Source organism: Thermomonas haemolytica (genome assembly GCF_004346265.1).
Lineage (GTDB): Bacteria > Pseudomonadota > Gammaproteobacteria > Xanthomonadales > Xanthomonadaceae > Thermomonas > Thermomonas haemolytica.
This window is the reverse complement of the sequence record NZ_SMAP01000002.1, coordinates 235,693-260,402: the sequence shown is the minus strand read 5'-3', so window position 1 is coordinate 260,402 and position 24,710 is coordinate 235,693. Positions and strand designations below refer to the sequence as shown.

The following is a 24,710-nucleotide window of genomic DNA, read 5'->3' as shown; positions in this document are numbered from 1 at the left end:
CATGAAGCGTTTCGTTTCCGGCCTTGCCACTGTCCTGCTGCTGGCGCTGCTGCTGGCCCTCTGGATCGCGCTGCCGTGGCAGGGCGTGCTGGTGCTGGTGCTGGCACTCGCGCTGTGGCTGGCACTGACCCGCAGCGGCCATCTGGCGCGCGAGGCGGCCAAGCTCGGCATCGCCTCGCTGCCGCAGCGCTGGGGCGCCGCCAGCGTGGTGGTGGTGGGCATCGCCGGCGTGGTCGGCGTGCTGGTGGCGATGCTGGCGATGGCGGAAGGCTTCAAGGCCACCCTCGACCGCACCGGCGACGCCAGCGCCGCGATCATCCTGCGCGCCGGCTCGCAGGCCGAGACCAATTCGGTGATCACCCGCGACCAGGTGCCGCTGATCGCCGCGCTGCCGGGCATCGCGCGCGGTGCCGACGGCCAGGCGCTGGCCTCGCCGGAGCTGTCGCAGGTGGTGAACCTGCCCAGCCGCGCCGATGGCACCGACGCCAACGTGCAGTTCCGCGGGGTCGGCCCGGCCGGCTGGGCGATCCGCCCGCAGCTGAAGATCGTCGAAGGCCGCAAGTTCACCCCGGGCCTGCGCGAGATCGTGGTCGGGCGCGGCGCGCAGCGCCAGTTCCGCGGGCTCGAGGTGGGCAGGCCGCTGAAGCTGGCCAACCAGCAATGGACCGTGGTCGGCGTGTTCGAATCGAAGGATTCGCACGAGTCCGAACTGTGGACCGATGCCGACGTGCTGGGGCCGGCCTACCAGCGCAGCGCGTTCCAGTCGGTGACGGTGAAGCTGGACGGCAAGGCCGGATTCAAGCAGTTGAAGGCGGCGCTGGCGGCCGACCCGCGGCTGAAGCTCGACGTGCTGACCACCCGCGACTACTACGGGCGGCAGTCCGCAGGATTGACCAAGCTGATCCGCATCCTCAGCACCGTGATCGGCGCGATCATGGCGATCGGCGCGGTGTTCGGCGCGCTCAACAGCATGTACGCGGCGGTGGCCGGGCGCGCACGCGAGATCGCCACCCTGCGCGCGCTCGGCTTCCGCGGCCTGCCGGTGGTGACCGCGGTGATGCTGGAAACCCTGCTGCTGGCGCTGCTGGGCGGGCTGCTGGGCGCGGCCGTCGCCTGGGTGGTGTTCAACGGCTACACGGTGAGCACGCTGGGCCAGAACTTCAGCCAGGTGGTGTTCCAGTTCAAGGTCAGCCCGGCGCTGGCCTGGACCGGGCTGAAGTGGGCACTCGGCATCGGCCTGGTCGGCGGCCTGCTGCCGGCACTGCGCGCGGCGCGGCTGCCGGTGACCGAGGCCCTGCGCGCGGCCTGAGCCGGCGCTGCGCTCAGGCCAGCTCGGCCAGCGCCTGCGCGCGCTGGCGGCGGCCGTGGCGGATGCCATCGGCCACGAATACCAGCAGCGCCAGCCAGATGCAGGCAAAGCCAAGCAGGCGGGTGCGGTCGAACGGCTCATCGAACACGAACACGCCGATCAAAAACTGCAGGGTCGGCGCGATGTACTGCAGCAGACCCACGCTGGTCAGCGAGATCCGGCGCACCGCATAGGCGAAGCCGACCAGCGGCAGTGCGGTCACCAGCCCGGACAGCACCAGCAGCGCATCCAGCCCCAGGCCATAGCCCGGGTGCCCGCCCAGCGCGAGGAACCCGCCGCGGCCGTGCAGCTCGCTCCAGGCCAGCAGCGCCAGCACCGGCAGGAACAGGTAGGCGCTCTCCACGCCCAGCCCGGTCACCGAATCCACGTGCGCCAGCTTGCGCAGCACGCCGTACACGCCGAACGAGGCCGCCAGCGCGAGCGCGATCCACGGGAACTGGCCGTAGCGCACGGTCAGCCACAGCACGCCGGCCGCGGCGATCGCCACCGAGGCCCACTGCAGCGGGCGCAGCCGCTCGCGCAGGAACAGCACGCCGATCACCACGTTGAGCAACGGGTTGATGAAGTAGCCCAGCGCCGTCTCCACCACGTGCCCGGCGTTCACCGCCCAGATGTACAGGCCCCAGTTGCCGGCGATCAGCACCCCGCTGAGCAGCAACATCCAGCGCAGCTTCGGCTGCCCGGCCAGCACGTCGCGCAGCCAGTGGCGGCCGTCGCGCCAGGTCAGGAAGGCGCCGACCAGCAGCGCGCTCCACACCACCCGGTGCAGCACGATCTGCAGCGAGGGCACCGCCTTCAGCAGGTGCCAGTACAGCGGTGCCACGCCCCACAGCACGAAGGTGCCCACCGCCACCCAGGTGCCGCGCACGGCCTGCGCATGCGCGCTCACGGCGCCTCTTCCGGCGCGACCGGCACCGGCCGGTTCGCCTTCGCGGTGCGCGCGAAGGTGATGATGGCCACGCCGGCGAGGATCACCGCCATCGCCACCAGCTCGCGTGCGCCGAAACGCTCGCGGGCCAGCCACGCACCCAGCAGCACCGCGATCGCCGGATTCACGTAGGCATAGCTGCCGGCCAGCGCCGGGCGCACGTGGTGCAGCAGCCAGATGTAGGCGGAGAACCCGACCAGCGAGCCCATCACCACCAGGTACCAGAACGCGCCGAGGGCGTGCAGCGTGGGCAGGCCGTGCAGGCGTTCGCCCAGCGCCAGCCCAGCCGCCAGCATCAGCACCCCGCCGCACAGCATCTGCGCGGCGGCCGACATCAGCGGCGACGGCAGATCGCGGCCGCGGCTCCAGATCGAACCGAACGACCAGCTGACCGAGGCCAGCAGCAGCGCCACCAGCCCCAGCGGCGCGCCGGTCAGGCTTCCGCCGGTGCTGAGCCAGACCACGCCGGCAAACCCAATCGCCAGGCCCAACGCCTCGCCGCGGGTCGGGCGCTCGCCGCGCAGGCCGGCGAACACCGCCATCCACAGCGGCGCCGAGGCCACCGTCACCGCGGCCAGCCCGGACGACACCGTGGTCTCGGCCAGGTTCACCATGCCGTTGCCGAGCAGCAGCATCAGCGCGCCCATCACCGCCGTGTTGCGCCATTGCGCGGGCGTCGGCGCGGGCAGCCCGCGCCAACGCAGCAGCGCGAACAGCAGCGCGCCGGCGATGACGAAGCGGATCCCGCCGAGCAGGAACGGCGGAAACCCGCCCTCCAGCGCGAACCGGATGGCGAGATAGGTGGAACCCCAGATCACGTATACGGCGGCCAGCGCCAGCGCGACGCGCGCGGCGGGCGGTGTGGAAGACGGCATTGCAGATACCCCGGACGGCAGTCCTTAACAGCGGCGGGCGCCCGAGGACGCCCGCCGGAAACCCCATGGAAAACCGGAAACGGCGCAGTCAGTCGGCCCAGTGGCCGGCGGCATTGCGGGTGGCCGGCAGCACCTGCGCCGCCAGCCCCGCATCCTTGCTAAGCAGGCCGATCGCATCCGACAGGATCGCCGCGGATTCGCGCAGCAGCGGGTCGGTGGCCTTCTTCGCCGCCTCCTCGCGCGCCACCGAATCGGCCACGTTGCGCTCGTCGGCGGCCAGGCCATCGTCGGGGCGCGCGTCCAGCAGCGGATCCTGCTGCAGGCCGAGACGCTCGCGCTCCTCGGCGCGCTGCTTGCGCTGGGCGTCGAACCTGTCGCGCTCGGCGCGGCGCTCGGCCTCGTTCAGCGAAATCGACTTCTTGGCCTGCTCCTCGCGGAAGCGGCGCACGTCCTCCACCCACCACTGGTACTCCACGTCCTTGGCCGCGCGCGCCTGGTGCAGCGCGTCCAGCTGCGGCAGCAGCGGCGCGAAGTTGCCGTAGCGCACGTGCGGCGCGGCGGCGATCCGGGTCCACGGCAGCGCGTTGGGGTAGGTGCTTTCACCGAACTCGGCGGCATCCACGCTGGTCGGGAAGGCCACGTCGGGCTGCACGCCCTTGTTCTGGGTGCTGCTGCCGTCGGGACGGAAGAACTGGGCGACGGTGAGCTTGACCTCGCCGAAGCGCGGGGTCTCGTTGGCCGGCCAGCGGTCGAGGTCCACCATGGTCTGCACGGTGCCCTTGCCGAAGGTGTTCTCGCCGATGATCAGGCCGCGCCCGTAATCCTTGATCGCGCCAGCCACGATCTCCGAGGCCGAGGCCGAGCCGCGGTTCACCAGCACCGCCAGCGGGCCGTCCCAGGCCACGCCCGGGTCCTGGTCGTACTGCACGCTGACCCGCCCGCCGGTTTCGCGCACCTGCACCACCGGGCCCTTGTCGATGAACAGCCCGGTCAGCTCGATCGCCTCGTTCAGCGAGCCGCCGCCGTTGCCGCGCAGGTCCAGCACCACGCCGTCCACCTTCTGCGCGCGGAACTCGGCCAGCATGCGCGCCACGTCGCGGGTGGCGGAGGCGTAGTTCTTCTCGCCGCGGCGGCGGGCCTCGAAGTCCTGGTAGAAGCCGGGCAGCTTCACCACCCCGATCCGGCGCGCCGGCTGGCCGGCGCTGGCCGGCACCACGATGGTCTCGGCCTTGGCGCGCTGGTCCTCCAGCCGCACCTTGGCGCGGGTCAGGGTCACCAGCTGCGGCTTGCTGTCCAGCGGCGCCTCGGCCGGCACCACGTCCAGCCGCACCTGGGTGTCGGCGGCGCCGCGGATCAGTGCAACCACGTCGTCGATGCGCCAGCCGATCACATCCTTCATCTCGCCGCTGCTGCCCTGGCCGACGCCGACGATGCGGTCGCCCGGCTTGAGCTTGCCGCTGCGCGCGGCCGGGCCACCCGGCACCATCTCGCGCACCGTCACCACGTCGTCCTGGCGGAACAGCACCGCGCCGATACCCTCCAGCGAGTTCGACATCTGCACGTTGAAGTTTTCCGCGCTGCGCGGGGTCATGTAGTCGGTATGCGGGTCGATGCTGCCCGCATAGGCGTTCATGAAGGTCTGGAAGACTTCATCGCCCTTGAGCTGCTGCACGCTGGTGGCGAGGTTGGCGTAGCGCTTGTCGAGGGTCTTGCGGATCTCGTCCGGCTGCTTGCCGGCCAGCTTCAGGCGCAGCCAGTCGTTCTTCACCGACTGCCGCCACAGCGCGTCCAGTGCGGCCGCATCCGCCCACGGGGCGTCCTTGCGGTCGTACTCGTAGCGCTCGTCCTTGCTGAAATCGAAGTCGCCCTTGAGCTGCTTGCGCGCGTACGCGGTGCGCTCGTCCACCCGCTGGCGATAGACCGAGAAGATCGCCCAGGCCGGGTCCACCTGCCCCGACTTGATGGCATCGTCCAGGCGGTTGGCATAGGCGGCCTGGAAACCGGCCACGTCCTGCGCGGTGAAGAACACCTTGGCCGGGTCCAGCGCCTTCAGGTATTCGGTGAGGATCTCCTGCGACAGGGCGTCGTCGAGCGCGCGCGGGCGGTAGGCGTAGCGGCTGTCGGACAGCAGCCCGTACACCATGCGCGCGGTGGTGGCCTGGTTCTGGCTGGGGCCGGCCGGCAGCGAGCTATCCCCGGCACCGGCCAGCAGTGCCAGCGGCGACGCCAGCGCCAGGCCGAGGGTGAGGGCGATCAGGAGGCGGTTGCGGATCATCGGAGTCCCGCGGCGTGGGGGCCGCTTGCAGGGTGGCGGTGACTGTGGCGGCATCTTCGACTTCCGGCCAGTGCCGGAAGTTCACGGTGCCCGTGCCGCCACTGTATCGGCAAGCCGGCCGCTTGTGTGAACGCCACCCGCCTTGACGGCGGGGCGGCGCGCTCAGCCCGCCAGCGCGGACGGCGGCGCCGGTTCCAAGCGCCAGGTAAGCCCGAGCTGGCGGCCCAGATGCGCCAGCAGGGCGGGCTTGACCGCCTCCAGCGCGGACGGCCCGCCCAGGTCGGCCAGCGCCACCACCTGCAACCCTGCATAGCCGCAGGGATTGATCCGCGCGAACGGCGGGGTGCTCTCGCCGGCGATGTTGAAGGCCAGCCCGTGGAAGGTGCAGCCGCGGCGCACGCGGATTCCCAGCGAGGCGATCTTGGCGCCGTTGACGTAGACCCCGGGGGCGCCGTCCTTGCGCGCCGCGTGGATGTTCCAGTCGGCCAGGGTGTCGATGATCGCCTGCTCGATCTTGCACACGTAGTCGCGCACGCCGATCTTCAGGCGCTTCAGGTCCAGCAGCGGGTAGGCCACGAGCTGCCCCGGGCCGTGGTAGGTCACCTGGCCGCCGCGATCGACGTGCAGCACCGGGATCTCGCCCGGCATCAGCACGTGCTCGGGCTTGCCGGCTTGGCCGAGGGTGAACACCGGATCGTGCTCGACCACCCACAGCTCGTCCGGGGTGTCCTCGCTGCGGGCGTCGGTGAACGCCTGCATGGCGCGCCAGACCGGTTCGTAGGCCCGGCGCCCGAGGTCGCGAGCGATGCCGGCGCGCGCCGTGGCGGCCGGCTCGGCCGCGCAGGCCGCGCTCACAGCGTCCATTTCACTTCCGGGTGGTCGCGCAGCGCCTGGTGCGCGCGGTCGTACTCCTGGCGCGAGCGCGCGCGGAAGGAGATCCGCACCGAGACGTACTTGCCGTTGGACGAATGCCGCCAGTTGACGCTCTCGTGCAGCACGTCGATCCCGGCCTCCAGCAGGTGCTGGGGCAGCACCGCCTCCAGGTGCTGGTCGGCCGCCCCCATCGCCGACAGCTCAAAGGTGCCGGGGAACTGGAAGCCGTGCTCGGGATTGTCGGAATGGATGCCGTTCATGCCGCCATTATGGGGATGCGCGGCGGCGGGCCCAAGCCCGCCCGCGCGCGCGGCCGGCGGGTCAGCCCTGCCACCACATCAGCAGTTCGTGCCAGAGGCGCTTGAAGAAGCCGCCTTCCTCCACCGCCGCCACCGCCACCAGCGGCGCCTGCGCCACCAGCTTGCCGTCCAGGGTCACCTTCACCGTGCCCAGCTTCTGGCCCTGCGCGATCGGCGCCACCAGCGCCTTCGGCAGCTCCATGGTCGCCTTCAGGCGGTCGTACTTGCCGCGCGGGGTGGACACCAGCAGCGGCTGCGCCACGCCCACCTGCACCACGTCGGTACTGCCCTTCCACACCTTCGGCGTGGCCAGCACCTTGCCCGCCTCGTACAGGCGGTGGGTCTCGAAGAAGCGGAAGCCCCAGTTCAGCAGCGCCTGCGAATCGACCGCGCGCTGGTTCTCGCTGGAGTCGCCCATCACCACCGTGATCAGGCGCTGGTCGCCGCGCTGCGCCGAGGCCATCAGGCAGTAGCCGGCGGCCGAGGTGTGGCCGGTCTTGATGCCGTCCACCGACGGGTCGCGCCACAGCAGCAGGTTGCGGTTGGGCTGGGTGATCGGGCCGACCGTGAATTCCTTGATCTTGTTGTAGCTGTAGGCCACCGGGTAGTCGCGGATCAGCGCGCGCCCGAGCAGCGCCAGGTCGTGCGCGGTGCTGACGTGGCCGGGGGCGGACAGCCCGTGCGGGTTGACGAAGTGGGAGTTCTTCATCCCGATCTTCTTGGCATAGGCGTTCATCAGCTGGGCGAAGGCCTGCTCGCTGCCGGCGACGTGCTCGGCCAGCGCGATCGCGGCGTCGTTGCCCGACTGCACCACCATGCCCTTTTCCATCTCCACCAGCGGCGCGGTCTTGTTGACCTCGAACCCGCTGTAGCTGCCGTCGGTGGCGGCCCCGCCCTCGCGCCAGGCGTGCTCGGTCATCATCACCGGATCATCGGCCTTGATCTTGCCGGCCGCCATTTCCGCGGCGATCACGTAGCTGGTCATCACCTTGGTGATGCTGGCCGGTTCCACCGGGGTGTCGATGTTCTCGCCGGCCAGCACCTGCCCGGTGGCGTAGTCCATCACCAGCCAGGCCTTGCTGACCTTGGGCGCGGGCGCGTCCGGGATCGGCAGGGCGTCGCTCAGCGCGGCGGCGCGGACGGGCGCGGCGGGGGCCGGGGTCTGGGCCAGCACCAGCCCCGAGGCGGCCACCAGCGCGGTGGAGACCAGGGCAACCGGGAACAGGGAACGCATCATCAACAACACTCCTGGGGCCGCAACGGCGCGGCGCGAGACATGCAAGCGGCCATTCTAAGCCGCGAATGGAAGGGGGTCAGTTGCGCACGCGCTGCGGCGGGCCGAATCCGAGACCGGCGATGCGGGCCGCAAGTTCCGCGCTGGCGGATTCGGCCACCGGCCCGACCCGCAGCCGCCACACCTTGCGGCCATTGACGTCCACGTCCTGCAGGCGGGCGCCGTCGATCGCGGCATTGCGCAGGCGCGCAAGCGCCTGCTCGGCATTGCGCTGGTCGCTGAAGCTGGCCACCTGCCAGATGCTGCCGGTCTCGGCGACGGCCGGGGCCGGCGCGAGGGTGGCGGACGCGAGCGGCAGATCGGGCACTACCGGCACTGGCGCCGATGCGACTGCCGGCGGCGCAGCGGTCACCGCGCCGGCAGTGGTGGGCGCGGGGGTGGCCGGCTTGCCGGTGGCCACCCGGATCTGGCGCGCGCGCAGCCAGGCGTCGAACTCGTCGGCGGTGCGCGGGCGCGCAGCGTCCAGCATGCGGAAGCGGTTGTCGTCGTCGCCAGCGGCCACGGGGCCGGACGCCGCCGGCAGGCGCGCCACCAGCCCGTCCATCGCGCTGGCGGCTGGCGCACTGGGAGAGGAACTGGCCGGCGCGCGCCGGGCCAGCGCATCGTCCACCGGGGTCAGGGCTTCCACCCGCACCCGCGCGCTGCCCTTGTCGCGGTAGCCCAGCTTGACCGCGGCGGCATAGCTGAGATCGATCACCCGGCCCGGATGGAACGGGCCGCGGTCGTTCACCCGCACGATCACGCTCCTGCCGTTCTCGAGGTTGGTGACACGCGCGAAACTGGGCAGCGGCAAGGTCTTGTGCGCGGCGGTGAAGGCGTACATGTCGTACACCTCGCCGCTGGAGGTGCGGCGACGGTGGAACTTGTTGCCGTAGTAGGAGGCCATGCCCTCCTCGACGTAGCCGCTGGGGTCGTCCATCACCCGGTACTGCTTGCCCAGCACCACGTAGTCGCGGTTGCCGGTGGCCGCGCGCGGCTCGTCGCGCACCTCGGGCTCGGGGATCGCGTCCACGTCGGGGATCTCGTCCGGCACCGAATCCGGCACCCCGGGGCGGAACAGCCCGCCGGCCACGTAGTCGCCGCGCTTGGACGGGTCTTCCTGCGCCGGCGCGTACGGCGAGACCTTGCGCGGCGGATGCGCGGGCGCGGGCGAAGGCGGCGGCACGTGCGCCACCGGCGCCGGCCCCGGCTTGCCGCCACCCGTAGTGGCGCAGGCCGCGAGCGCGAGCGGCAGCAGCGCCGCCGGCAGCCGCACGCGCCGCGCCAGGCTCATGCGCCGCCGTCCCCGCGGCCGGCGATCGCCTGCGCGAGCTGGTACACCGCGGTCGCGTACAGGCGGGAGATGTTGTAAGTCGTGATCGCGCGGAAGTTGTTGTAGACGATCCAGTACTCCGGGCCGTCCACGCCGTCGAGGGTGATCAGGGTGGCCCCGGCATCGCCCGGCACCCCTGGCACCACCGGGCGGTAGCCCAGCCGCGCCAGCGCGTCCACCGTCTGGTCCAGGGTCACCGCGTTGCCGGGGTTGGCGAAGTCGGCCGCGCCCGCGTCGCGCTGCGCGCGCACCATCACCGCGCCGCCGCGCTGCCACTGGCCCTTCCTGGCGAAGTAGTTGGCGACCGAGGCGATCACGTCGTCACTGTCGTTGAACAGGTCGCGCCGGCCGTCGCCATCGCCATCCACCGCGTACTGGCGGTAGCTGGACGGCATGAACTGGCCCCAGCCCATCGCCCCGGCGTAGCTGCCCTTCAGCGTGCCGATGTCGAGGCCTTCCTCCTTGCCCAGCGCGAACAGCTGCGCCAGCTCGTCGCGGAAGAACGCCTGGCGCTTGTCCTCGTAGGCCACGCGCGCGGGATCGCCGCTGCGCGGGTAGGCAAACGCCAGGGTGTACAGCGCGTCCACCACCGGCCAGCTGCCCTGGTTGGCGCCGTAGCTGGTCTCCACCCCGAGGATGGCGACGATGATTTCCTTGGGCACACCGTAGGTGTCCTCGGCGCGCTGCAGGGCGGCGCGATGGGCGTCCAGGAAGGCACGGCCGCCGGCGATCCGCGCCGGCTGGATGAAGATCGGGCGATAGTCGCGCCACGGCTTGGCCTCGGCCGGGCGCGCCATCGCCTTGCGGATGGGTTCGCGGATCTGCGCGCGCGCCAGCACCGCCTCGATCTGCGCGGCGGGGATCGCGAACCGCTGCGCGGTCTCGCGCACGAACGCGGCGCGCGCGGCGGCGAGGTCGGCCTCTGCCGGCAGCGTGGCATCGGCGACGGCCGGCGCGGCCGGTGCGGGAGCGGCGGGGGTGGAAGGCACCACCGGCGCCGCGGCCGGCAGCGGTTTCGGCGAGGGTGCGGCGCAGGCGCAGAGCGCAAGCGCGACCAGGCTGGGCAGGCTGCGTCGGATCATCGGCGGCGAGGGTAGCATGCGCCGTCGCGGCGATCGGAACGACCCATTCAGGCAAGCGCGCGGCGGCGTCGCATCAGCGGTGCACCGGGCGGTGCGCGCGGATCGCCATCACCAGGCCGAAGCCGAGCAGGATGCTCACCGCCGAGGTGCCGCCGTAGCTGAGCAGCGGCATCGGCACCCCGACCACCGGCAGCAGGCCGGCGATCATGCCGCCGTTGACGAACACGAACGCGAACAGCGACAGCGCGATCGCCCCCGCCAGCAGGCGCCCATAGCCGTCGCGCGACTCCGCCGCGATCCACAGGCAGCGCGCGATCAGCAGCAGGTAGAGCGCCAGCACCAGCGCCACCCCGAGCCAGCCGAAATCCTCCGCCAGCACCGAGAACGCGAAGTCGGTGGTGTGCTCGGGCAGGTAGTTCAGGTGCGACTGCGTGCCCTGGCCCCAGCCCTTGCCGGTCAGGCCGCCGCCGCCGATCGCGATCTGCGACTGCAGGATGTTCCAGCCGGCGCCCATCGGGTCGTTGTCGGGGCTGCGGAAGGTGAGGATGCGCTCCTGCTGGTAGGGCCGCAGGAACCATAGCCACTCCATCGGCGCCCACATCGCGATGGCAAACCCGCCGCCCCCGAGCGCCGCCGCCGCGCCCCACCACCACCACGAGGTGCCCGCCAGGAACAGCACGAACACGCCGGTGGCCAGGATCAGCACCGCGGTGCCGAGGTCGCGCTGGAGCAGGGTCAGGCCCACCGGCACCGCGATGATCGCCAGCGCGCCCAGCAGCACCGGCAGCGACGGCGGCAGCCGGTGGCGGTCGAAATGCCAGGCCAGCAGCATCGGCAGGGTGAGCTTGCACAGCTCGGCCGGCTGCACGTTGAAGAAGCCGAGGTTGATCCAGTGGTTGCCGTACTTGCCGCTACCGATGAACAGCACCGCCACCATCGGCAGCATCGACAGCACGAAGATCGCCGGCGTCGCCTGCTTGAGCAGCGGCACCGGCAGCCGCGACACCACCCACAGCCCGCCCAGCCCGACCAGGTAGAACGCGCCCTGCATCGCCACCCCGCGCACCGACTCGTTGCTGGCGCTGTACTGGGTCACCAGGCCAATGCCCATCAGCACCAGCAGGGCCGGCATCAGCACCGGGTCGAGGGTGCGCACGAACCGCCGCAGCAGGTCGAACAGCAGGAACAGCAGCCCCTTCATCGCGGCGCTCCGGCAGCGGGCGCCGTCGCTGGCGCAGGCTCAGGCGCGGGTGCAGGCGTCGCCGCCGGCAGGCGCGGCGCGGGCGCGACGGCGGGGCTGGCCGCGGGGGTCGCCGACGGCGGCAGCGGCTGCGCGTCCGGGCTGCCGCGCACGTTCGAGAAATCCGGGCGCGCGCGCGCGCTGGCCGCGCCGCCCTCGCCCGCGACCGGCTGCGGCGCCGGCATCTTGCCCAACAGCCAGGCATCGAACACCTTGCGCGCGATCGGCGCGGCGGTATCGGCGCCGTAGCCGCCGCCCTCGACCGCCACCGCGATCGCGATCCGCGGCGCGTCCGCCGGCGCATAGGCGATGAACAACGCGCGGTGGCGCAGGTTCATCGGCAGGCTCTTGGGGTTGACCGCGGCGTCGCCGCGCCGGCTGACCACCTGCGCGGTGCCGGTCTTGCCGGCGATCAGGTAGGTCAGGCCGGGGCGGATGTTGGTGGCGGTGCCGGGCCCATGCACGGTGCCGATCATGCCCTCGCGCACCACCTGCAGGTGCGCGTCGCTGTCGCTGATGCGGCGCTCCGGCTTCAGCGGCACCGGCCGCCACGGCGCGTCGAACCCGGCGCGGATGTCCTTGACCAGATGCGGCGGGCGCAGCCAGCCGGTGGCCAGCCCGGCGGTGCCCTGCGCCAGCTGCAGCGGGGTCACCTTCCAGAAGCCCTGGCCGATCGCGGTGATCACGGTGTCGCCCGGATACCAGGGGCCGAGGGTGCGCGCGTACTTCGCCTTCCACGCCGGCGACGGCAGGATGCCGCCGATCTCGCCGGCGAGGTCGATCCCGGTGGGATGGCCAAACCCGTAGCTGCCCATGTACTGGTCCACGCGGTCGATGCCCATGTCCAGCGCCAGCTTGTAGTAGTAGGTGTTGACCGATTCGTAGATCGACTTGCGCAGGTCGGTCCAGCCGTGGCCACCGCGGTGGGAGTCGCCGTAGCCGCGCTTGAAGCCGGGCAGGTAGAACATGCCGGTGGACAGCACCTTGTCCTCCGGCCGGCGCACGCCGCTGTCCAGCCCGGCCAGGCCCAGGAACGGCTTGACCGTGGAGCCCGGCGCCACCCCGCCCAGCACCACCCGGTTGAACTGCGGGCGCGAGGGGTTGTCGTTGAGCGCGGCGAAATCGGCGCGGCTGATGCCGTTGACGAACAGGTTGGGGTCGAACGCCGGCAGGCTGACCATCGCCAGCACCTCGCCGGTACGCGGGTCCACCGCCACCGCCGAGCCCTCGAGATCGCCGAAGGCATCCACCATCGCCTGCTGCAGGTCGGCGTCGATCGACAGCCGCAGGTCGTGCCCGGGCACCGCGGGCACGGTATCCAGCGCGCGCACGGTGCGCCCGGCGACGTTGGTCTCCAGCCGGCGGTAGCCGGGGCGCCCGCGCAGTTCATCCTCGTAATAGCGCTCCAGCCCGCTCTTGCCGACGTGGGTATAGGCCGCGGCGGCCTCGCCCAGCTTCTCCAGGTCGCGCTCGTCGGCGCGCCCGACGTAGCCGATCACGTGCGCGAACAGCGCGCCGTACGGATACACCCGGCCGAGGTAGGGCACCAGGTCCACCCCGGGGAAGCGCCAGCGGTTGGCGGCGAAACGCGCGGCCTCCTCGTCGCTGAGACGCAGCTTGAGGGTGACCGGCTTGAACGGGCGCGCCGCGCGATACTCGCGCAGGAAGCGCTCCTGCTGCTCGGCATCCAGCGTCACGACATCCTGCAGCGCGCGCAGCAGGGCCACGCCGTCGCCGGCGCGCTCGGGCACCGCGTCCAGCCGCCAGGCGGCCACGTTGTCGGCCAGGATGCGGCCCTTGCGGTCGTAGATCAGCCCGCGCGCCGGCGCCACCGGCACCAGGCGCAGGCGGTTGCGGTCGGAGCGGGTGGCGTACAGCGCGTGCTGGGTCACCTGCAGGTTGAAATACCAGCCGGCCAGCACCGCCAGCCCGCCCAGCACCGCCAGCAGGCCCACCAGTGCGCGCCGCCGGAACAACGCGGCCTCGCTGGCATGGTCCTTGAGTGGCCGCACCCGCCGCAGCATGGCTCAGCCCCGCCGGCGCAGGCGCGCCGTATCCAGCAGCAGGTGCAACGGCGGCCACAGCAGCATGCCCAGCAGCGGCGCCAGCCAGTAGGCCCAGGCCAGCTGCGGCACGCCCATCAGCAGGTGGATCACCGCAGTGATGACGCGGTCGTTGAACAGCAGCACGCCGAGCGCGAGGGTCTGCTGCGACATCGGGAAAAAGCGCAGGCGCGCGCGGAAGCGCTCCAGGATGAAGGCCAGCACCACCAGCCGCAGCGCCTGCTCGCCGAGCAGGCTGCCGAACGCGAGGTCGGCCAGCAGGCCGAGCACGAACGCGCTGCCCAGGCCCACCCGTTCCGGCGCTTCCAGCAACCAGTACGCCAGTACCAGTGCCAGCCAGTACGGGCGCAGCGGCTGCAGTGCATCCGGCAGCGGCAGCAGCCCCAGCAGCAGTGCCACGGCGAGGCTGAGCGGCAGCACCCAGGTATTGCGCGGGCGGCTCATCGCGCACGCTCCGGCGGACGGCTGGCAGCGGCCGCGGGCGCCGCCACGGCGGGCGTGGGCGTTGCTGCCTTCGTCATCGACACCGCGGTGGATGGCTCGCAGGCGCCAGCGGCAGGCGCCGCGACGGCCGGCTTCTTGCCGGCCGGGGCCGGCGGGCAGGCCGGCAGCGGCGGCTGGTAGCCGCGCAACAGCAGCACGTCGCGGCCGCGGTCGAGCTGCGCGGCGGGGACCACGTCGGCCTCGAGGAAGGCGCGGCTGTCGTCGGCGCGCAGCGCGACCACCCGGCCCACCGCGAACCCCGGCGGGAAACGGCCGCCAAGCCCGGAGGTGAGCAGCTCGTCGCCCGCGCGCACGTCCGCCGACAGCGGCACGTCGGCCAGCCGCAGCAGGTCGCTGCGGCCGGTGCCGTACACCACCAGGCGCACCCCGCTGCGCGCCACCATCACCGGCACCGCGTGGTCGGGATCGGTCACCAGCAGCACGGTCGCGGTCGCCGGGGTGGTGGCGATCACCTGCCCCAGCAGGCCGCCGTCGTCGATCACCACCTGGCCCACGTGCACGCCGCTGCGGCTGCCGGCGTCCAGCAGCAGGCGCTGGCGGCTGGGATCGAGGTCCACGTCGAGCACGCCGGCCAGCTGCACGTCCAGGCGCGCACGCGCGGCGCTGTCGAGCAGGCCGCGCAGGCGTGCGTTCTCGGCCGCCACCATCTGCAGGCGCGCGTTGCGGGCGTTGGTCAGCAGCAGGGCCTGGCGCAGGCGCGCGTTGTCGGCGATCAGCTGGCTGCGCGAGACCGCGTTCTCGCGCACACCGACCACCAGCCGCGCCGGTTGCGCCGCCAGCCACCACAGCGGCTGCACCAGCGCCTCGGCCTGCGCGCGCGCGGCGTGCAGCCAGCCGCCGCGGAAATCCAGCACCATCAGCGCGCCGGCCGCCACCAGATAGGCCAGCAACCGCAGCACGCCGGCGATATCGCCGGGGCGGGATGCAGGGGAACCGGCCTGGGGCATCGGGCGAGGGCTGCGCGGAGGAAGTCGGGAAACCGGGAGAACGGCCAGCGGCCGAGGAAACGGGGCCGGGCGCGGCGCGCGCGGCCCGGCGTGCGCGCCGCGGCGGTCAGTCCGGCGCGAAGAACTCGTTGCCGTGCATGTCCACCAGCTCCAGCGCGCGGCCGCCGCCGCGGGCGACGCAGGTCAGCGGGTCGTCGGCCACCTGCACGTGCAGGCCGGTCTCGCCGCTGATCAGCTTGTCGAGGTCGCGCAGCAGGGCGCCGCCGCCGGTCAGCACGATGCCGCGCTCGGCCACGTCCGCGCACAGCTCCGGCGGGGTCTGCTCCAGCGCCAGCTTGATCGCGGACACGATCCCGGCCAGCGGCTCGCGCAGCGCCTCCAGCACCTCGTTGGAGTTGATGGTGATGATCTTCGGCACGCCCTCGGCCAGGTGGCGGCCGGAGATCTCGATCTCGCGCACCTGCTGCTGCGGGAAGGCGTTGCCCAGCTCCAGCTTGATCCGCTCGGCGGTGGCGTCGCCGATCAGCATGCCGTGGTGGCGGCGCACGTAGTTGATGATCGACTCGTCGAAGCGGTCGCCGCCGATGCGCACCGACTGCGAGTACACGATGCCGTTCAGCGCGATCACCGCGACCTCGGTGGTACCGCCGCCGATGTCCACCACCATCGAGCCACGCGCCTCGGTCACCGGCATGCCGGCGCCGATCGCCGCGGCCATCGGCTCCTCGATCAGGTACACCTCGCGCGCGCCGGCCTCCTCGGCCGACTCCTTGATCGCGCGACGCTCCACCTGGGTCGAACCGGCCGGCACGCACACCAGCACCCGCGGGCTGGGCCGCAGCACGCGCGACTTGTGCACCTTGCGGATGAAGTGCTTGAGCATCTCCTCGGTGTAGGTGAAGTCGGCGATCACGCCGTCCTTCATCGGCCGCACCGTGGTCATGTGGCCGGGGGTGCGGCCGAGCATCTGCTTGGCCTCGCTGCCGACCGCCGCCACCGCCTTGGCGCCGCCGCCGCGGTCCTGGCGCACCGCCACCACCGACGGCTCGTTGAGGACGATGCCCTGGCCGCGCACGTAGATCAGCGTGTTGGCGGTGCCGAGGTCGATGGACAGGTCGCTGGAGAAATAGCCCCTGAGGAACTTGAACATGCGGGTGTCGTGCCGGAATGGGAGGTGGGCCGCGTGGGCGACGCGGTACGGGGAATACTCGCCTGGGGCGGGGGATGCCGCGGCGGACGCCGGGGGCGGACAAGCCTAGCAACGCCCCCCGCCGGCGGCAAGGAACCGCCCCGCCGGCATTCAGCGGCGGTGCCGCCGGCCGGGCCGGGCGGGTATCATTCGCGGCCCTGCATCCCTAACGACCGAGGCGTCCATGGCAGCCCTGATCTGCGGCTCGCTGGCCTACGACACCATCATGGTGTTCCCCGACCAGTTCAAGAACCACATCCTGCCGGACAAGGTGCACATCCTGAACGTGTCGTTCCTGGTGCCGCGGATGCGCCGCGAATTCGGCGGCTGCGCCGGCAACATCGCCTACAACCTCAAGCTGCTGGGCGGCGACCCGATCCCGATGGCCACCGTCGGCGCCGATTTCGGCCCGTACCGCGAGTGGTTCAACGAGCAGGGCATCACCCTCGAGCACGTGAAGGTGATCGACGAGCTGTTCACCCCGCAGGCGTTCATCACCACCGACCACGACAACAACCAGATCACCGCGTTCCACCCGGGCGCGATGATGCGCAGCTACGAGAACCACGTGAAGGACGTGCCGGGCGTCACCATCGGCATCGTCAGCCCGGACGGCTACGAGGGCATGCTGCAGAACGCGCGCGAGTTCGCCGAGGCCGGCATCCCGTTCATCTTCGACCCCGGCCAGGCGATGCCGCTGTTCAACGGCGAGGAACTGCGCCACTTCATCGAGCAGGCCGACTACGTCTGCGTGAACGACTACGAATCCAACCTGCTGCAGGAGCGCACCGGCTGGAGCGAGCGCGACATCGCCGGCAAGGTGAAGGCCTACATCACCACCCGCGGCCCCAAGGGCGCGGAGATCCACGCCGACGGCACCACCTACCGCATCCCGCCGGCGCACGAGCGCCGCGTCACCGACCCCACCGGCTGCGGCGACGCCTTCCGCGCCGGGTTGCTGTTCGGGATCGAGAAGGGCTACGACTGGGAGACCATCGGCCGCATGGGCAACCTGATGGGCGCGCTCAAGGTCGAACACCCCGGCACCCAGAACCAGCGCTTCGACTACGCCGAATTCGCCGAGCAGTTCCGCCAGCAGTTCGGCTACGCGCTGGCCTGAGGCGCGGCGCCCGCGCGGGCCGCGCGCGCCTTCAGTTCCATTTCGGAAGTTTCGCCGGGTCCAGCCCGCCGACCTCGAACTGGGCGGTGCGCGCGCCGACCGCCTTGGTCGGGAATTCGATCGCCAGCTGCTTGCCGGACTTGGCGAGCTTCCACAAGCCCTTCCAGTCGTCGATGAACATGGCGATGGCCTCGTCGGTCTTCGGGCGCGAGCCGGGCAGGGTGTGCACCTGGCCGTCCAGGGTGACCTTGAGCCGGCAGCCGGCGTAGCAGTCGAAGTCGCCGGCCTGCAGCACGAGGTAAGCGCTGCGGCCCCAGGCCGGATGGTCGCGGAAGATCAGCCGCACCGGGTGCGCACCGCTGCCGTCGGTGTCCACCGGCTCCTGCGAGTAGATCGCAGCCGACAGCTGATGCCCGCCGCCGGCGACCGGAATGTCGTCGTAGCTCCACAGCGCGGCCAGCCGCTGCTGCTGCACCTGGGCCTCGGCCTTGGCGCGCACCTCCTCCAGGCGCGGCTTGACCCGCGCGGCGGCGGCAGTGGTCGGATAGTCCACCTGCAGCACTTCGGCATAGCCCTTGGCCAGGCGCCAGTTCTGCGCCGCCACCGCATCCTCGAACTGCTTCTCCATCGCGGCGGCGGCCTGCTCCCTGGCCGCGGCCTGGGCGGCGGCGGCCTGGGCGGCAGCCTTCGGATCCTCGCCGCGCTGGCAGGCAGCCAGCAGCAGGGCGGCGGCGAACACGGCGAACGCGGCGGGCATGGCGGTGCGGGACATGGCGGGCATCAAAGCAGTCTGCGGGAAGCCGGGAGCTTAGCCGGCCGCGGCGGGCGTGTCCTCGATCCAGGCCACGAGCGCCCGCGCCACTTCGCGTGGCCGCTCCATCAGGCTCATATGCCCGCAGCCGTCCAGCAGGACTTGGCGCGCCTGCGGCAGGCGTGCCGCGTAGAGCTCCAGCGCGCTGGGGTCGATTACCGCATCCTGCCGCCCCCAGACCAGCAATACCGGCTGGCGAATGCACGCCGCCTCCTCGCCGGGCCGTAGGCTGTCCGGGCCGCGCCCGATCCGCTCCAGCACCGCCTGCTCGAACGCGGCATCGCGGCGGCGGCGGGCGATCAACGCGGCGGAGAATGGCCACGGGATCCACGGCCGCGCGCGGCGATCGAAGAACACGGTGGCAAGGTAGCGGCGCAGCGAGGCGGCATCCGACACCGCGAACGGGTTCTCGCCGGCCAGCACCGCAAGGCCAAACGCGTTGTCGCGAAAGCGCACGCCGGCGGCATTCAGCAAGGCCACCTGCGCCACCTGCTGCGGATGGCGCGCGGCGACCAGCGCGGCGATCCCGCCGCCCATCGAATGCCCCACCAGCACCACCGGCCGCGCAGGCGAAAGCGCCGCGATGAACGCCGCCACGTGTTCGGCCTGCTCGACGAAGCCATAGGCGGCCTCCGGCTTGCGCTCGGACTCGCCCCAGCCGGGCAGGTCGGGGATCAGCAGGTGGTAGCGGCGGCCGAGCGCGCGCGCCAGCGGATACCAGTTCTCCTTGCTGCCGGTGAACCCGTGCAGCAACACCAGCGTGGGCGCCTGCGGATCGGCGGCGGCGCGCGCCGCATACACCCAGCGGTGGCCCGCGGCGAGGCAACGGCGGCGGCGCAGGCCGCTGGCGACGCGCTGCGCGGCGAACACCAGTTGCACCAGCCGGAACGGATCGCGCGCCAGCGCCCACGCGGCCAGCAGCGCCAGCGCCAGCAGCCCGGCAAGCGCCAGCGCGCCGCCCATCGCCATCCCGCGCCTGGCGCCGGCTTACTGCGCGGCGGCGACCGGCGTCGCCTGCGCCTTGGCGGCATCCAGGATCGCCTGCACCGAGCCGGCGGTGATCGGGTGGGTGGCCGGCTTGGCCTTGGCGAACACCTGCTCGGCGAACGCCAGCCCGTCCGGGGTCGCCACCAGCGCCTTGTAGATCGGCAGGATCAGCTTGCGGCGGCCCACCTTCTCCAGGAACTTGCCCATCTCCTCGCGCGCGGCGGTATAGCCGCTGCGCTCGGCCAGCGGATACCAGCGCATCGCGATCTCGCCGTTCGGCGTGCCGGTGAAGTGGTAGGCGGCATCCAACTGCGCCAGCTGCTCCTGCTTCAGGGTCGGCGGCATGCTCTCCAGGAAGTGCACCCACTCCTGGGTGGTCCAGGCATCGGTCACCGACTTCGCCGGCAGCTGGCCGCTGCCCTGCCAGGCGATGCGCGCGGCGTTCACGGTGGCGAACTTGCCCGACTCGACCTGCGGCGCGTTGCCGGGGATGCCCGGCTCGTACAGCCACTGGTCCACCTCCTGCATCGTCACCACGTTCGGGTGCTTGTCGATCAGGGTGGCCTTCAGGTAGTCGCGGAACTGTTGGGTGGTGATGCTCTGGAACGCGAAGTGGTCGAAATAGCCCTTCAGCCACGGGTCGAACACGTCGCGGCCGAAGCGCTTCTCCAGGAACTCCAGGAACCACGCGCCCTTGGTGTACACGGTGGCGCTGGACTGGTCATCCGGATCGGCCAACGTGCCCGGCTTGAGCGAGAGCCGCTGCAGCTCGGGACGCAGGGTCTTGTACTCCTGCTTGAGCTCGTCGCGGTCGATCACCTCCTCCATGTCGGCCATGTCGCGGCCATACAGGGCCTCGGTGATGCGGCTCTGCACGTAGGTGGTGGTGCCCTCGTTGAGCCAGGCGTCCTTGTCGGTGGCGAAGGTCACCAGGTTGCCGGACCAGCTGTGCGCCAGCTCGTGCGCCACCAGCGACACCAGCGACTTGTCGCCGACGATCACGGTCGGAGTGGCGAAGGTCAGGCGCGGGTTCTCCATGCCGCCATAGGGGAAGCTCGGCGGCAGCACCAGCAGGTCGTAGCGACCCCAGCGGTACGGGCCGTACAGCGACTCCGCGGTGTCGATCATCTTCTCGGTGTCTTCGAACTCGTGCGCGGCCTTGTCCACCATCGCCGGCTCGGCCCACACCCCGCTGCGCGCGGAGATCGGCTTGAACACGAGGTCGCCCGCGGCGATCGCCAGCAGGTAGGACGGGATCTTCTGCGGCATCTTGAAGCTGTAATCACCGTCGCGGACCGCGTTCGGGTCGTTGTCGGCGCTCATCAGCACCATCGCGTCCTTCGGCGCCTTCACGTGGGCGCTGTAGGTGAAGCGGATCTGCGGGGTGTCCTGCAGCGGCACCCACGAGCGCGCGTGGATCTGCTGCGACTGGCTGAACATGAAGGGCTGCTTGCCGCCCTCGGTCATCGATGGCGCCAGCCACTGCAGGCCGGAGGCCTGCGGCGAGGTGGCGTAGGTGACGCGCACCTTGGCCGGGCGGGTCGGGGCCTCGATGGTCAGCGCGCTGCCCAGCACCTTGTCCTTGTCCGACAGCGAAAACTGCAGCGGCACCCACTTGCCGTCCGCGCCCAGGCCCTCGGCCTTGTCGATGGTGAGGTCGCGGGTGTCCAGCACCAGCTGGGTGGCGGACTTGTCCACCCAGTCGAGGGTGTAGGTGGCGGTGCCACTGATGACCTTCTTGTCGAAGTCGATCGCCAGATCGAGCGCGAGGTCGGTGGTGCGGACCTTGTCCGGCTGCGAGAAGGAATGTTCGTCCACGATTTTCTCGGCCACGGCGGGCGCGGCGGCGGGGGCGGCGGCGGTTTCCGGGGCGGGCGCGCGGTTGCAGGCGGCGAGGGGCGCGCCCAGCGCGGCGGCGATGGAGACGGACAGGAGCAGCTGACGCATGAAAGTTCGGCCTTGCAGCGGAAAGCTTCGAGTTTAGCGCCATCGCCTGCGGGCCGCCGCCCGTGCCGAAGGTCGCACCCACCTGCGGCACTTCGGGCGCGCGCGCGCCGCGGGCATCGTGCCTGCCATGCGGGCGGAACCGTCGCGACCCCTGCCATCGGTCATGGCAACCGTGGCGGCGCTCGCGGCATCCCTGCCCGCACCACCCAACTCTTCCGCCAGGACGCCCCGCTTGAAACCGCATGCCCTGATCGCCGCCCTGCTGCTGTGCGCCCCGTTCGCCCAGGCCCACGACTCCGCCCGCGCCGGCGCGCAAGACGCCGCCCCGCCGCCGGCCTACGTTCCCGGCGGCCGCATCCCGCTGCTGCACGGGCCGATCGTGATCGACGGCAAGCTCGACGACGCGGCCTGGCAGGGCGCGCTGGTGCAGGAGATCGCCTACGACATCCAGCCCGGCGACAACACCCCGGCGCCGGTGAAGACCAGCGTGCGCATCGGCTACGACCGCAACGCGCTGTACTTCGCCTTCCATGCCGAGGACCCGGACCCCGCGCGCATCCAGGCCCACCTGCGCGACCGCGACAGCGCCTTCAACGACGACTGGGTGGGCGTGTTCCTGGACACCTTCAACGACCACCGCCGCGGCTACGAGCTGATCGTCAACCCGCTGGGAGTGCAGGCCGACCTGATCCGCGACGAAAGCAACCCCGAGAACCAGGAAGACCCGAGCTGGGACGGCCTGTGGGAGAGCGCCGGGCGGCTCACCGCGACCGGCTACGACGTGGAGATCCGGATCCCGTTCTCGACCCTGCGCTTCCCCCGCAGCGGCGGCCTGCAGCGCTGGGGCATCTCGCTGTTCCGCAACTGGCCGCGCGACAAGCGCCACCAGCTGACCAGCCACCGGGTGCCGCGCGACTCGCGCTGCTTCCAGTGCGAATGGGGCCAGTACACCGGGATGGAGGGCGTGCACCAGGGCCGCAACCTCGAGATCGTGCCCACCCTCACCGCCGGCCTCGGCCAGACCCGCGATGCCGCCGGCACGCCCTGGGGCAAGACCGACTCCAAGGTCTCCCCGGGGCTGGACGTGAGCTGGGCGCCCTCGCCGGCGATGACGCTCAACGCCACCCTCAACCCGGACTTCTCGCAGGTCGAGACCGACCAGCTGCAGGTCAACTTCAACGATGGCTTCGCCCTGTTCTACCAGGAGAAGCGGCCGTTCTTCCTGGAGGGCGCGGATTACTTCACCACCCCGCTGAACGTGCTCTACACACGCCAGATCGCGGACCCCGATTTCGGGCTGCGCATCACCGGGCGCAGCGACGGCAGCACCTACGGCGCGCTGCTGGCGCGCGACGCCACCACCCAGCTGCTGGTGCCGGGCGTGCTGGGCTCCAGCTTCGAATCGCTGGACCAGAAGGCCGACGTGGCGGTCGGCCGCTACCGCTACGACTTCAACCAGCACGCCAGCGTCGGCGTGATCGGCACCTTCCGCCGCGGCGAGGGCTACGACAACGGCGTGGCCGGGCTGGATGCGCGCTGGCAGCAGGGCGGACACACCCTGTCGGCGCAGCTGCTGCACAGCGACTCGCGCTATCCGCAGGCGATCGTGGATGCCTATTCCGACGCGCTCGGCGACAACCCACGCCCGTCCGGCAATGCCTGGCAGGTGCAGTACAACTACGGCAACCGCAACTGGGGCTTCAGCGCCCTGCACGTGGACATCGACCCCGGCTTCCGCGCCGACCTCGGCTTCATCGGGCAAGTCGGCTACCGCCGCAGCGCGCTGTCCGGCAACCGCGTCTGGTACCGCGACGATGCCGCGTTCAACCGCATCTCCCTGGCCGCCACCGGCGGCACCAGCTCGCGCTTCGACGGGCAGCTGCTGCAGCGCGACTTCAAGCTGAGCCTGGCCGTGCAGGGCCCGATGCGCAGCAGCTTCAGCCTCGCGCCGCTGGTGCGCACCCGCTTCTGGAACGGCGCCCTGTTCCACGAACGCGACCTGTCGCTGTTCGCCGGGCTGTGGCCGCTGCCCAACGTGCGCCTGGGCCTGGCCGCGAACGCCGGGCGCGTGCTCGACCTGACCGGATCGCGCCTCGGCCAGCGCCTGCTGCTGAACCTCAACGGCGAAGCCGATGTCGCGCGCGGCATCAACCTCAACTGGGACCTCATCCACCAGCGCATGCACCGCGACGGCGGCACCGCGTTCACCGCCAGCATCGCCAACCTCGGCGGCAGCTGGCAGCTCACCCCGCGCCAGCGCCTGCGCCTGACCCTGCAGGGCAGCAACGTGGAGCGCAACCAGGCGCTGTACGCAGACACCGTCAACCAGCATGCCCGCGACCGCGCCGCGCAGTTGGTCTATTCCTACAAGATCAACCCGCACACCGCGCTGTACGCCGGCGGCGCCTGGGGCGGCTTCCTCGACGACGACCACCCCGCGCTGTTCGGCGATACCCGCAGCGTCTTCATCAAGCTCAGCTACGGCTGGCAGCCGTGATCCCGGCCCGGCAGGCGAAGTAGGAGCGCACGCGGCGGCTTGCCTCGCGCGCGGGCTGCCGCGACACTCCGCGCATGCCGTCCCGGGACGCCCTGCCGCCGACCCCTCGCCGCCACGTGGCCTTCGCGTTCGCGCTGGTGGCGCTGCTGGCGGGTTTGGCCGGCTGCCGGCAGCCGGCCGGGGTGGAGGCGCGGGACGACGCGCAGGCGGCCGGTGAACCGGTGCCGGCCGCGCGCCCGGTGGATGCGGTGTACGTGCTGCGCGACCGCCTGCTGGCGCGCGACGGGGTGGGCTTCGCGCGGGTGGCGGTGCCGCCGGCGATCCACGCCGACCTGCGGCGGGCCTGGCGCGACGGCCGCAGTCGCTGGCCGCTGGACGAACTGCCACTGGATGCGCGCATCCCGGCGATGCTGGCCGCGCTGCAGGCGCCGGACGCGGACCGGCGGCTGATGGCCACCTTCCGCAGGCAGTTCGCCGGGGCCGATGCCGACATCGACCAGGCGGTGCGCACGCTGATGGTCTTCGGCGGCGAATACGTGCAGCGCGACCCCGGCTACAGCGCGGACGAGCGCGACCACGCCGCGCAGGCGATCGCCGCCGTCGGGCGCTGGGCGATCGCGGCACCGCTGGACGACCCGGCGCGGGCGCAGCGCTTCTTCACCGTGCTCTCGGCCGCGGCGGTGCGCAGCGGCATCGACGGCAAGGCCGGCTGGCCCGCGTTCGCGGCGCTGGGCATGACCCAGAGCCTGAACCGGCTGTCCCCGTTCTTCGCCACCCTGCTGGCGCAGCTGCGCCAGCAGTACGGCCTCGACATCGACGCCAGCCTGCGCAGCCTGCGCGTCAGCCTGGTCGAGCAGACCGGCGACCGCGCGCGCCTGCGCCTGCAGTACACCCTGGCCGGGACCCCGATCGACACCCTGGCCACCGCGGTACGGATCGACGGTCGCTGGTACCTGGCCGACTACGTGCAGAGCGCGCAGCGCAGCCTGGGGGCCGCCTCGCCACCCGGGCGCTGACCCCGGCCGGGCAGGCAACAGCTTGGGCGAAACCTGCCGATATACTCGCCAAGGCGTCCGTGCATGCCCGGCATGCGCGGCC

The 24,710-nt window shown here is 71.8% G+C and carries 20 protein-coding genes; 4 read left to right on the top strand and 16 right to left on the bottom strand.

Features of this window, described 5'->3' with window-relative positions; translation table 11 throughout:
* Position 1 precedes the first annotated feature (1 nt).
* Positions 2-1,309 (top strand): ABC transporter permease, encoded by a 1,308-nt coding sequence (locus EDC34_RS04315; RefSeq protein ID WP_114959383.1) that lies wholly within the window; start codon positions 2-4, stop codon positions 1,307-1,309.
* Between the two features lie 13 nt (positions 1,310-1,322).
* Here the strand turns inward: EDC34_RS04315 and rarD are convergent, their stop codons facing one another.
* The 13 genes from rarD to EDC34_RS04250 form a co-directional block, all read right to left on the bottom strand.
* Entirely contained in the window at positions 1,323-2,258 is a 936-nt protein-coding gene (rarD, locus tag EDC34_RS04310) for an EamA family transporter RarD (RefSeq protein WP_114959384.1), read from the bottom strand.
* The gene (gene yedA / locus EDC34_RS04305) at positions 2,255-3,172 is read right to left on the bottom strand and encodes a drug/metabolite exporter YedA (RefSeq protein ID WP_114959385.1); all 918 of its coding nucleotides are present in this window, start codon (positions 3,170-3,172) and stop codon (positions 2,255-2,257) included. The genes rarD and yedA overlap by 4 nt, the downstream gene beginning before the upstream one ends.
* A gap of 88 nt (positions 3,173-3,260) precedes the next feature.
* Entirely contained in the window at positions 3,261-5,447 is a 2,187-nt protein-coding gene (locus EDC34_RS04300; RefSeq protein ID WP_114959386.1) for a carboxy terminal-processing peptidase, read from the bottom strand.
* Positions 5,448-5,609: 162 nt separating this feature from the next.
* Entirely contained in the window at positions 5,610-6,311 is a 702-nt protein-coding gene (lipB, locus tag EDC34_RS04295) for a lipoyl(octanoyl) transferase LipB (protein ID WP_114959387.1), read from the bottom strand.
* Positions 6,299-6,580 (bottom strand): DUF493 family protein, encoded by a 282-nt coding sequence (locus EDC34_RS04290; protein ID WP_114959388.1) that lies wholly within the window; start codon positions 6,578-6,580, stop codon positions 6,299-6,301. The genes lipB and EDC34_RS04290 overlap by 13 nt, the downstream gene beginning before the upstream one ends.
* Positions 6,581-6,641: 61 nt before the next feature.
* Positions 6,642-7,853: a D-alanyl-D-alanine carboxypeptidase family protein gene (locus EDC34_RS04285; protein ID WP_114959583.1), complete on the bottom strand. Its 1,212-nt coding sequence runs from the start codon at positions 7,851-7,853 to the stop codon at positions 6,642-6,644.
* A gap of 79 nt (positions 7,854-7,932) precedes the next feature.
* Positions 7,933-9,186: a septal ring lytic transglycosylase RlpA family protein gene (locus tag EDC34_RS04280; protein WP_114959389.1), complete on the bottom strand. Its 1,254-nt coding sequence runs from the start codon at positions 9,184-9,186 to the stop codon at positions 7,933-7,935.
* Positions 9,183-10,307, bottom strand: a complete 1,125-nt coding sequence (mltB, locus tag EDC34_RS04275; protein ID WP_114959390.1) for a lytic murein transglycosylase B — start codon at positions 10,305-10,307, stop codon at positions 9,183-9,185. The genes EDC34_RS04280 and mltB overlap by 4 nt, the downstream gene beginning before the upstream one ends.
* Positions 10,308-10,380: 73 nt before the next feature.
* The gene (gene rodA / locus EDC34_RS04270; RefSeq protein ID WP_114959391.1) at positions 10,381-11,508 is read right to left on the bottom strand and encodes a rod shape-determining protein RodA; all 1,128 of its coding nucleotides are present in this window, start codon (positions 11,506-11,508) and stop codon (positions 10,381-10,383) included.
* A complete protein-coding gene (gene mrdA, locus EDC34_RS04265) occupies positions 11,505-13,571 on the bottom strand; it encodes a penicillin-binding protein 2 (protein WP_114959392.1) in 2,067 nt (688 codons plus the stop codon). Before mrdA ends, rodA begins: the two co-directional genes overlap by 4 nt.
* A gap of 3 nt (positions 13,572-13,574) precedes the next feature.
* Positions 13,575-14,054: a rod shape-determining protein MreD gene (mreD, locus tag EDC34_RS04260; protein WP_114959393.1), complete on the bottom strand. Its 480-nt coding sequence runs from the start codon at positions 14,052-14,054 to the stop codon at positions 13,575-13,577.
* Entirely contained in the window at positions 14,051-15,061 is a 1,011-nt protein-coding gene (gene mreC / locus EDC34_RS04255) for a rod shape-determining protein MreC (protein ID WP_114959394.1), read from the bottom strand. Before mreC ends, mreD begins: the two co-directional genes overlap by 4 nt.
* Positions 15,062-15,167: 106 nt before the next feature.
* Positions 15,168-16,211, bottom strand: coding sequence for a rod shape-determining protein (locus EDC34_RS04250; protein ID WP_114959395.1), 1,044 nt, complete (start codon positions 16,209-16,211; stop codon positions 15,168-15,170).
* Between the two features lie 223 nt (positions 16,212-16,434).
* On the opposite strand from EDC34_RS04250, the gene EDC34_RS04245 reads away from it, so the two are divergent.
* Positions 16,435-17,370 carry a carbohydrate kinase family protein gene (locus EDC34_RS04245; protein WP_114959396.1) on the top strand — a complete coding sequence of 312 codons (936 nt, stop codon included), beginning with the start codon at positions 16,435-16,437 and terminating at the stop codon, positions 17,368-17,370.
* A gap of 31 nt (positions 17,371-17,401) precedes the next feature.
* Here EDC34_RS04245 and EDC34_RS04240 read toward each other — a convergent pair whose 3' ends face one another.
* The 3 genes from EDC34_RS04240 to EDC34_RS04230 are packed head-to-tail and all read right to left on the bottom strand — an operon-like array spanning position 17,402 to position 21,115.
* Complete coding sequence (locus tag EDC34_RS04240) at positions 17,402-18,151, bottom strand: hypothetical protein (protein ID WP_240311043.1); 750 nt, start codon at positions 18,149-18,151, stop codon at positions 17,402-17,404.
* A gap of 27 nt (positions 18,152-18,178) precedes the next feature.
* Positions 18,179-19,150 (bottom strand): alpha/beta fold hydrolase, encoded by a 972-nt coding sequence (locus tag EDC34_RS04235; protein ID WP_114959397.1) that lies wholly within the window; start codon positions 19,148-19,150, stop codon positions 18,179-18,181.
* Positions 19,151-19,168: 18 nt separating this feature from the next.
* Entirely contained in the window at positions 19,169-21,115 is a 1,947-nt protein-coding gene (locus EDC34_RS04230) for a M1 family metallopeptidase (protein ID WP_132982849.1), read from the bottom strand.
* Between the two features lie 232 nt (positions 21,116-21,347).
* Between EDC34_RS04230 and EDC34_RS04225 the strand changes: the two genes are divergently transcribed.
* Both EDC34_RS04225 and EDC34_RS04220 read left to right on the top strand, forming a co-directional pair.
* Positions 21,348-23,612 (top strand): carbohydrate binding family 9 domain-containing protein, encoded by a 2,265-nt coding sequence (locus tag EDC34_RS04225; protein WP_114959399.1) that lies wholly within the window; start codon positions 21,348-21,350, stop codon positions 23,610-23,612.
* Between the two features lie 74 nt (positions 23,613-23,686).
* Positions 23,687-24,628, top strand: coding sequence for a hypothetical protein (locus EDC34_RS04220; RefSeq protein ID WP_114959400.1), 942 nt, complete (start codon positions 23,687-23,689; stop codon positions 24,626-24,628).
* Positions 24,629-24,710 lie beyond the last annotated feature (82 nt).

What these genes read in the sequence shown, in the direction of transcription:
- rodA (WP_114959391.1), bottom strand. Translation starts at nt 11,508, where the DNA reads ATGAAGGGGCTGCTGTTCCTGCTGTTCGACCTGCTGCGGCGGTTCGTG.
- EDC34_RS04230 (WP_132982849.1), bottom strand. Translation starts at nt 21,115, where the DNA reads ATGCGTCAGCTGCTCCTGTCCGTCTCCATCGCCGCCGCGCTGGGCGCG.
- EDC34_RS04235 (WP_114959397.1), bottom strand. Translation starts at nt 19,150, where the DNA reads ATGGCGATGGGCGGCGCGCTGGCGCTTGCCGGGCTGCTGGCGCTGGCG.
- EDC34_RS04315 (WP_114959383.1), top strand. Translation starts at nt 2, where the DNA reads ATGAAGCGTTTCGTTTCCGGCCTTGCCACTGTCCTGCTGCTGGCGCTG.
- mrdA (WP_114959392.1), bottom strand. Translation starts at nt 13,571, where the DNA reads ATGCTGCGGCGGGTGCGGCCACTCAAGGACCATGCCAGCGAGGCCGCG.
- EDC34_RS04240 (WP_240311043.1), bottom strand. Translation starts at nt 18,151, where the DNA reads ATGCCCGCCATGTCCCGCACCGCCATGCCCGCCGCGTTCGCCGTGTTC.
- EDC34_RS04250 (WP_114959395.1), bottom strand. Translation starts at nt 16,211, where the DNA reads ATGTTCAAGTTCCTCAGGGGCTATTTCTCCAGCGACCTGTCCATCGAC.
- lipB (WP_114959387.1), bottom strand. Translation starts at nt 6,311, where the DNA reads ATGGACGCTGTGAGCGCGGCCTGCGCGGCCGAGCCGGCCGCCACGGCG.
- EDC34_RS04280 (WP_114959389.1), bottom strand. Translation starts at nt 9,186, where the DNA reads ATGAGCCTGGCGCGGCGCGTGCGGCTGCCGGCGGCGCTGCTGCCGCTC.
- EDC34_RS04290 (WP_114959388.1), bottom strand. Translation starts at nt 6,580, where the DNA reads ATGAACGGCATCCATTCCGACAATCCCGAGCACGGCTTCCAGTTCCCC.
- EDC34_RS04220 (WP_114959400.1), top strand. Translation starts at nt 23,687, where the DNA reads ATGCCGTCCCGGGACGCCCTGCCGCCGACCCCTCGCCGCCACGTGGCC.
- mltB (WP_114959390.1), bottom strand. Translation starts at nt 10,307, where the DNA reads ATGATCCGACGCAGCCTGCCCAGCCTGGTCGCGCTTGCGCTCTGCGCC.
- EDC34_RS04245 (WP_114959396.1), top strand. Translation starts at nt 16,435, where the DNA reads ATGGCAGCCCTGATCTGCGGCTCGCTGGCCTACGACACCATCATGGTG.
- mreD (WP_114959393.1), bottom strand. Translation starts at nt 14,054, where the DNA reads ATGAGCCGCCCGCGCAATACCTGGGTGCTGCCGCTCAGCCTCGCCGTG.
- EDC34_RS04300 (WP_114959386.1), bottom strand. Translation starts at nt 5,447, where the DNA reads ATGATCCGCAACCGCCTCCTGATCGCCCTCACCCTCGGCCTGGCGCTG.
- yedA (WP_114959385.1), bottom strand. Translation starts at nt 3,172, where the DNA reads ATGCCGTCTTCCACACCGCCCGCCGCGCGCGTCGCGCTGGCGCTGGCC.
- EDC34_RS04285 (WP_114959583.1), bottom strand. Translation starts at nt 7,853, where the DNA reads ATGCGTTCCCTGTTCCCGGTTGCCCTGGTCTCCACCGCGCTGGTGGCC.
- mreC (WP_114959394.1), bottom strand. Translation starts at nt 15,061, where the DNA reads ATGCCCCAGGCCGGTTCCCCTGCATCCCGCCCCGGCGATATCGCCGGC.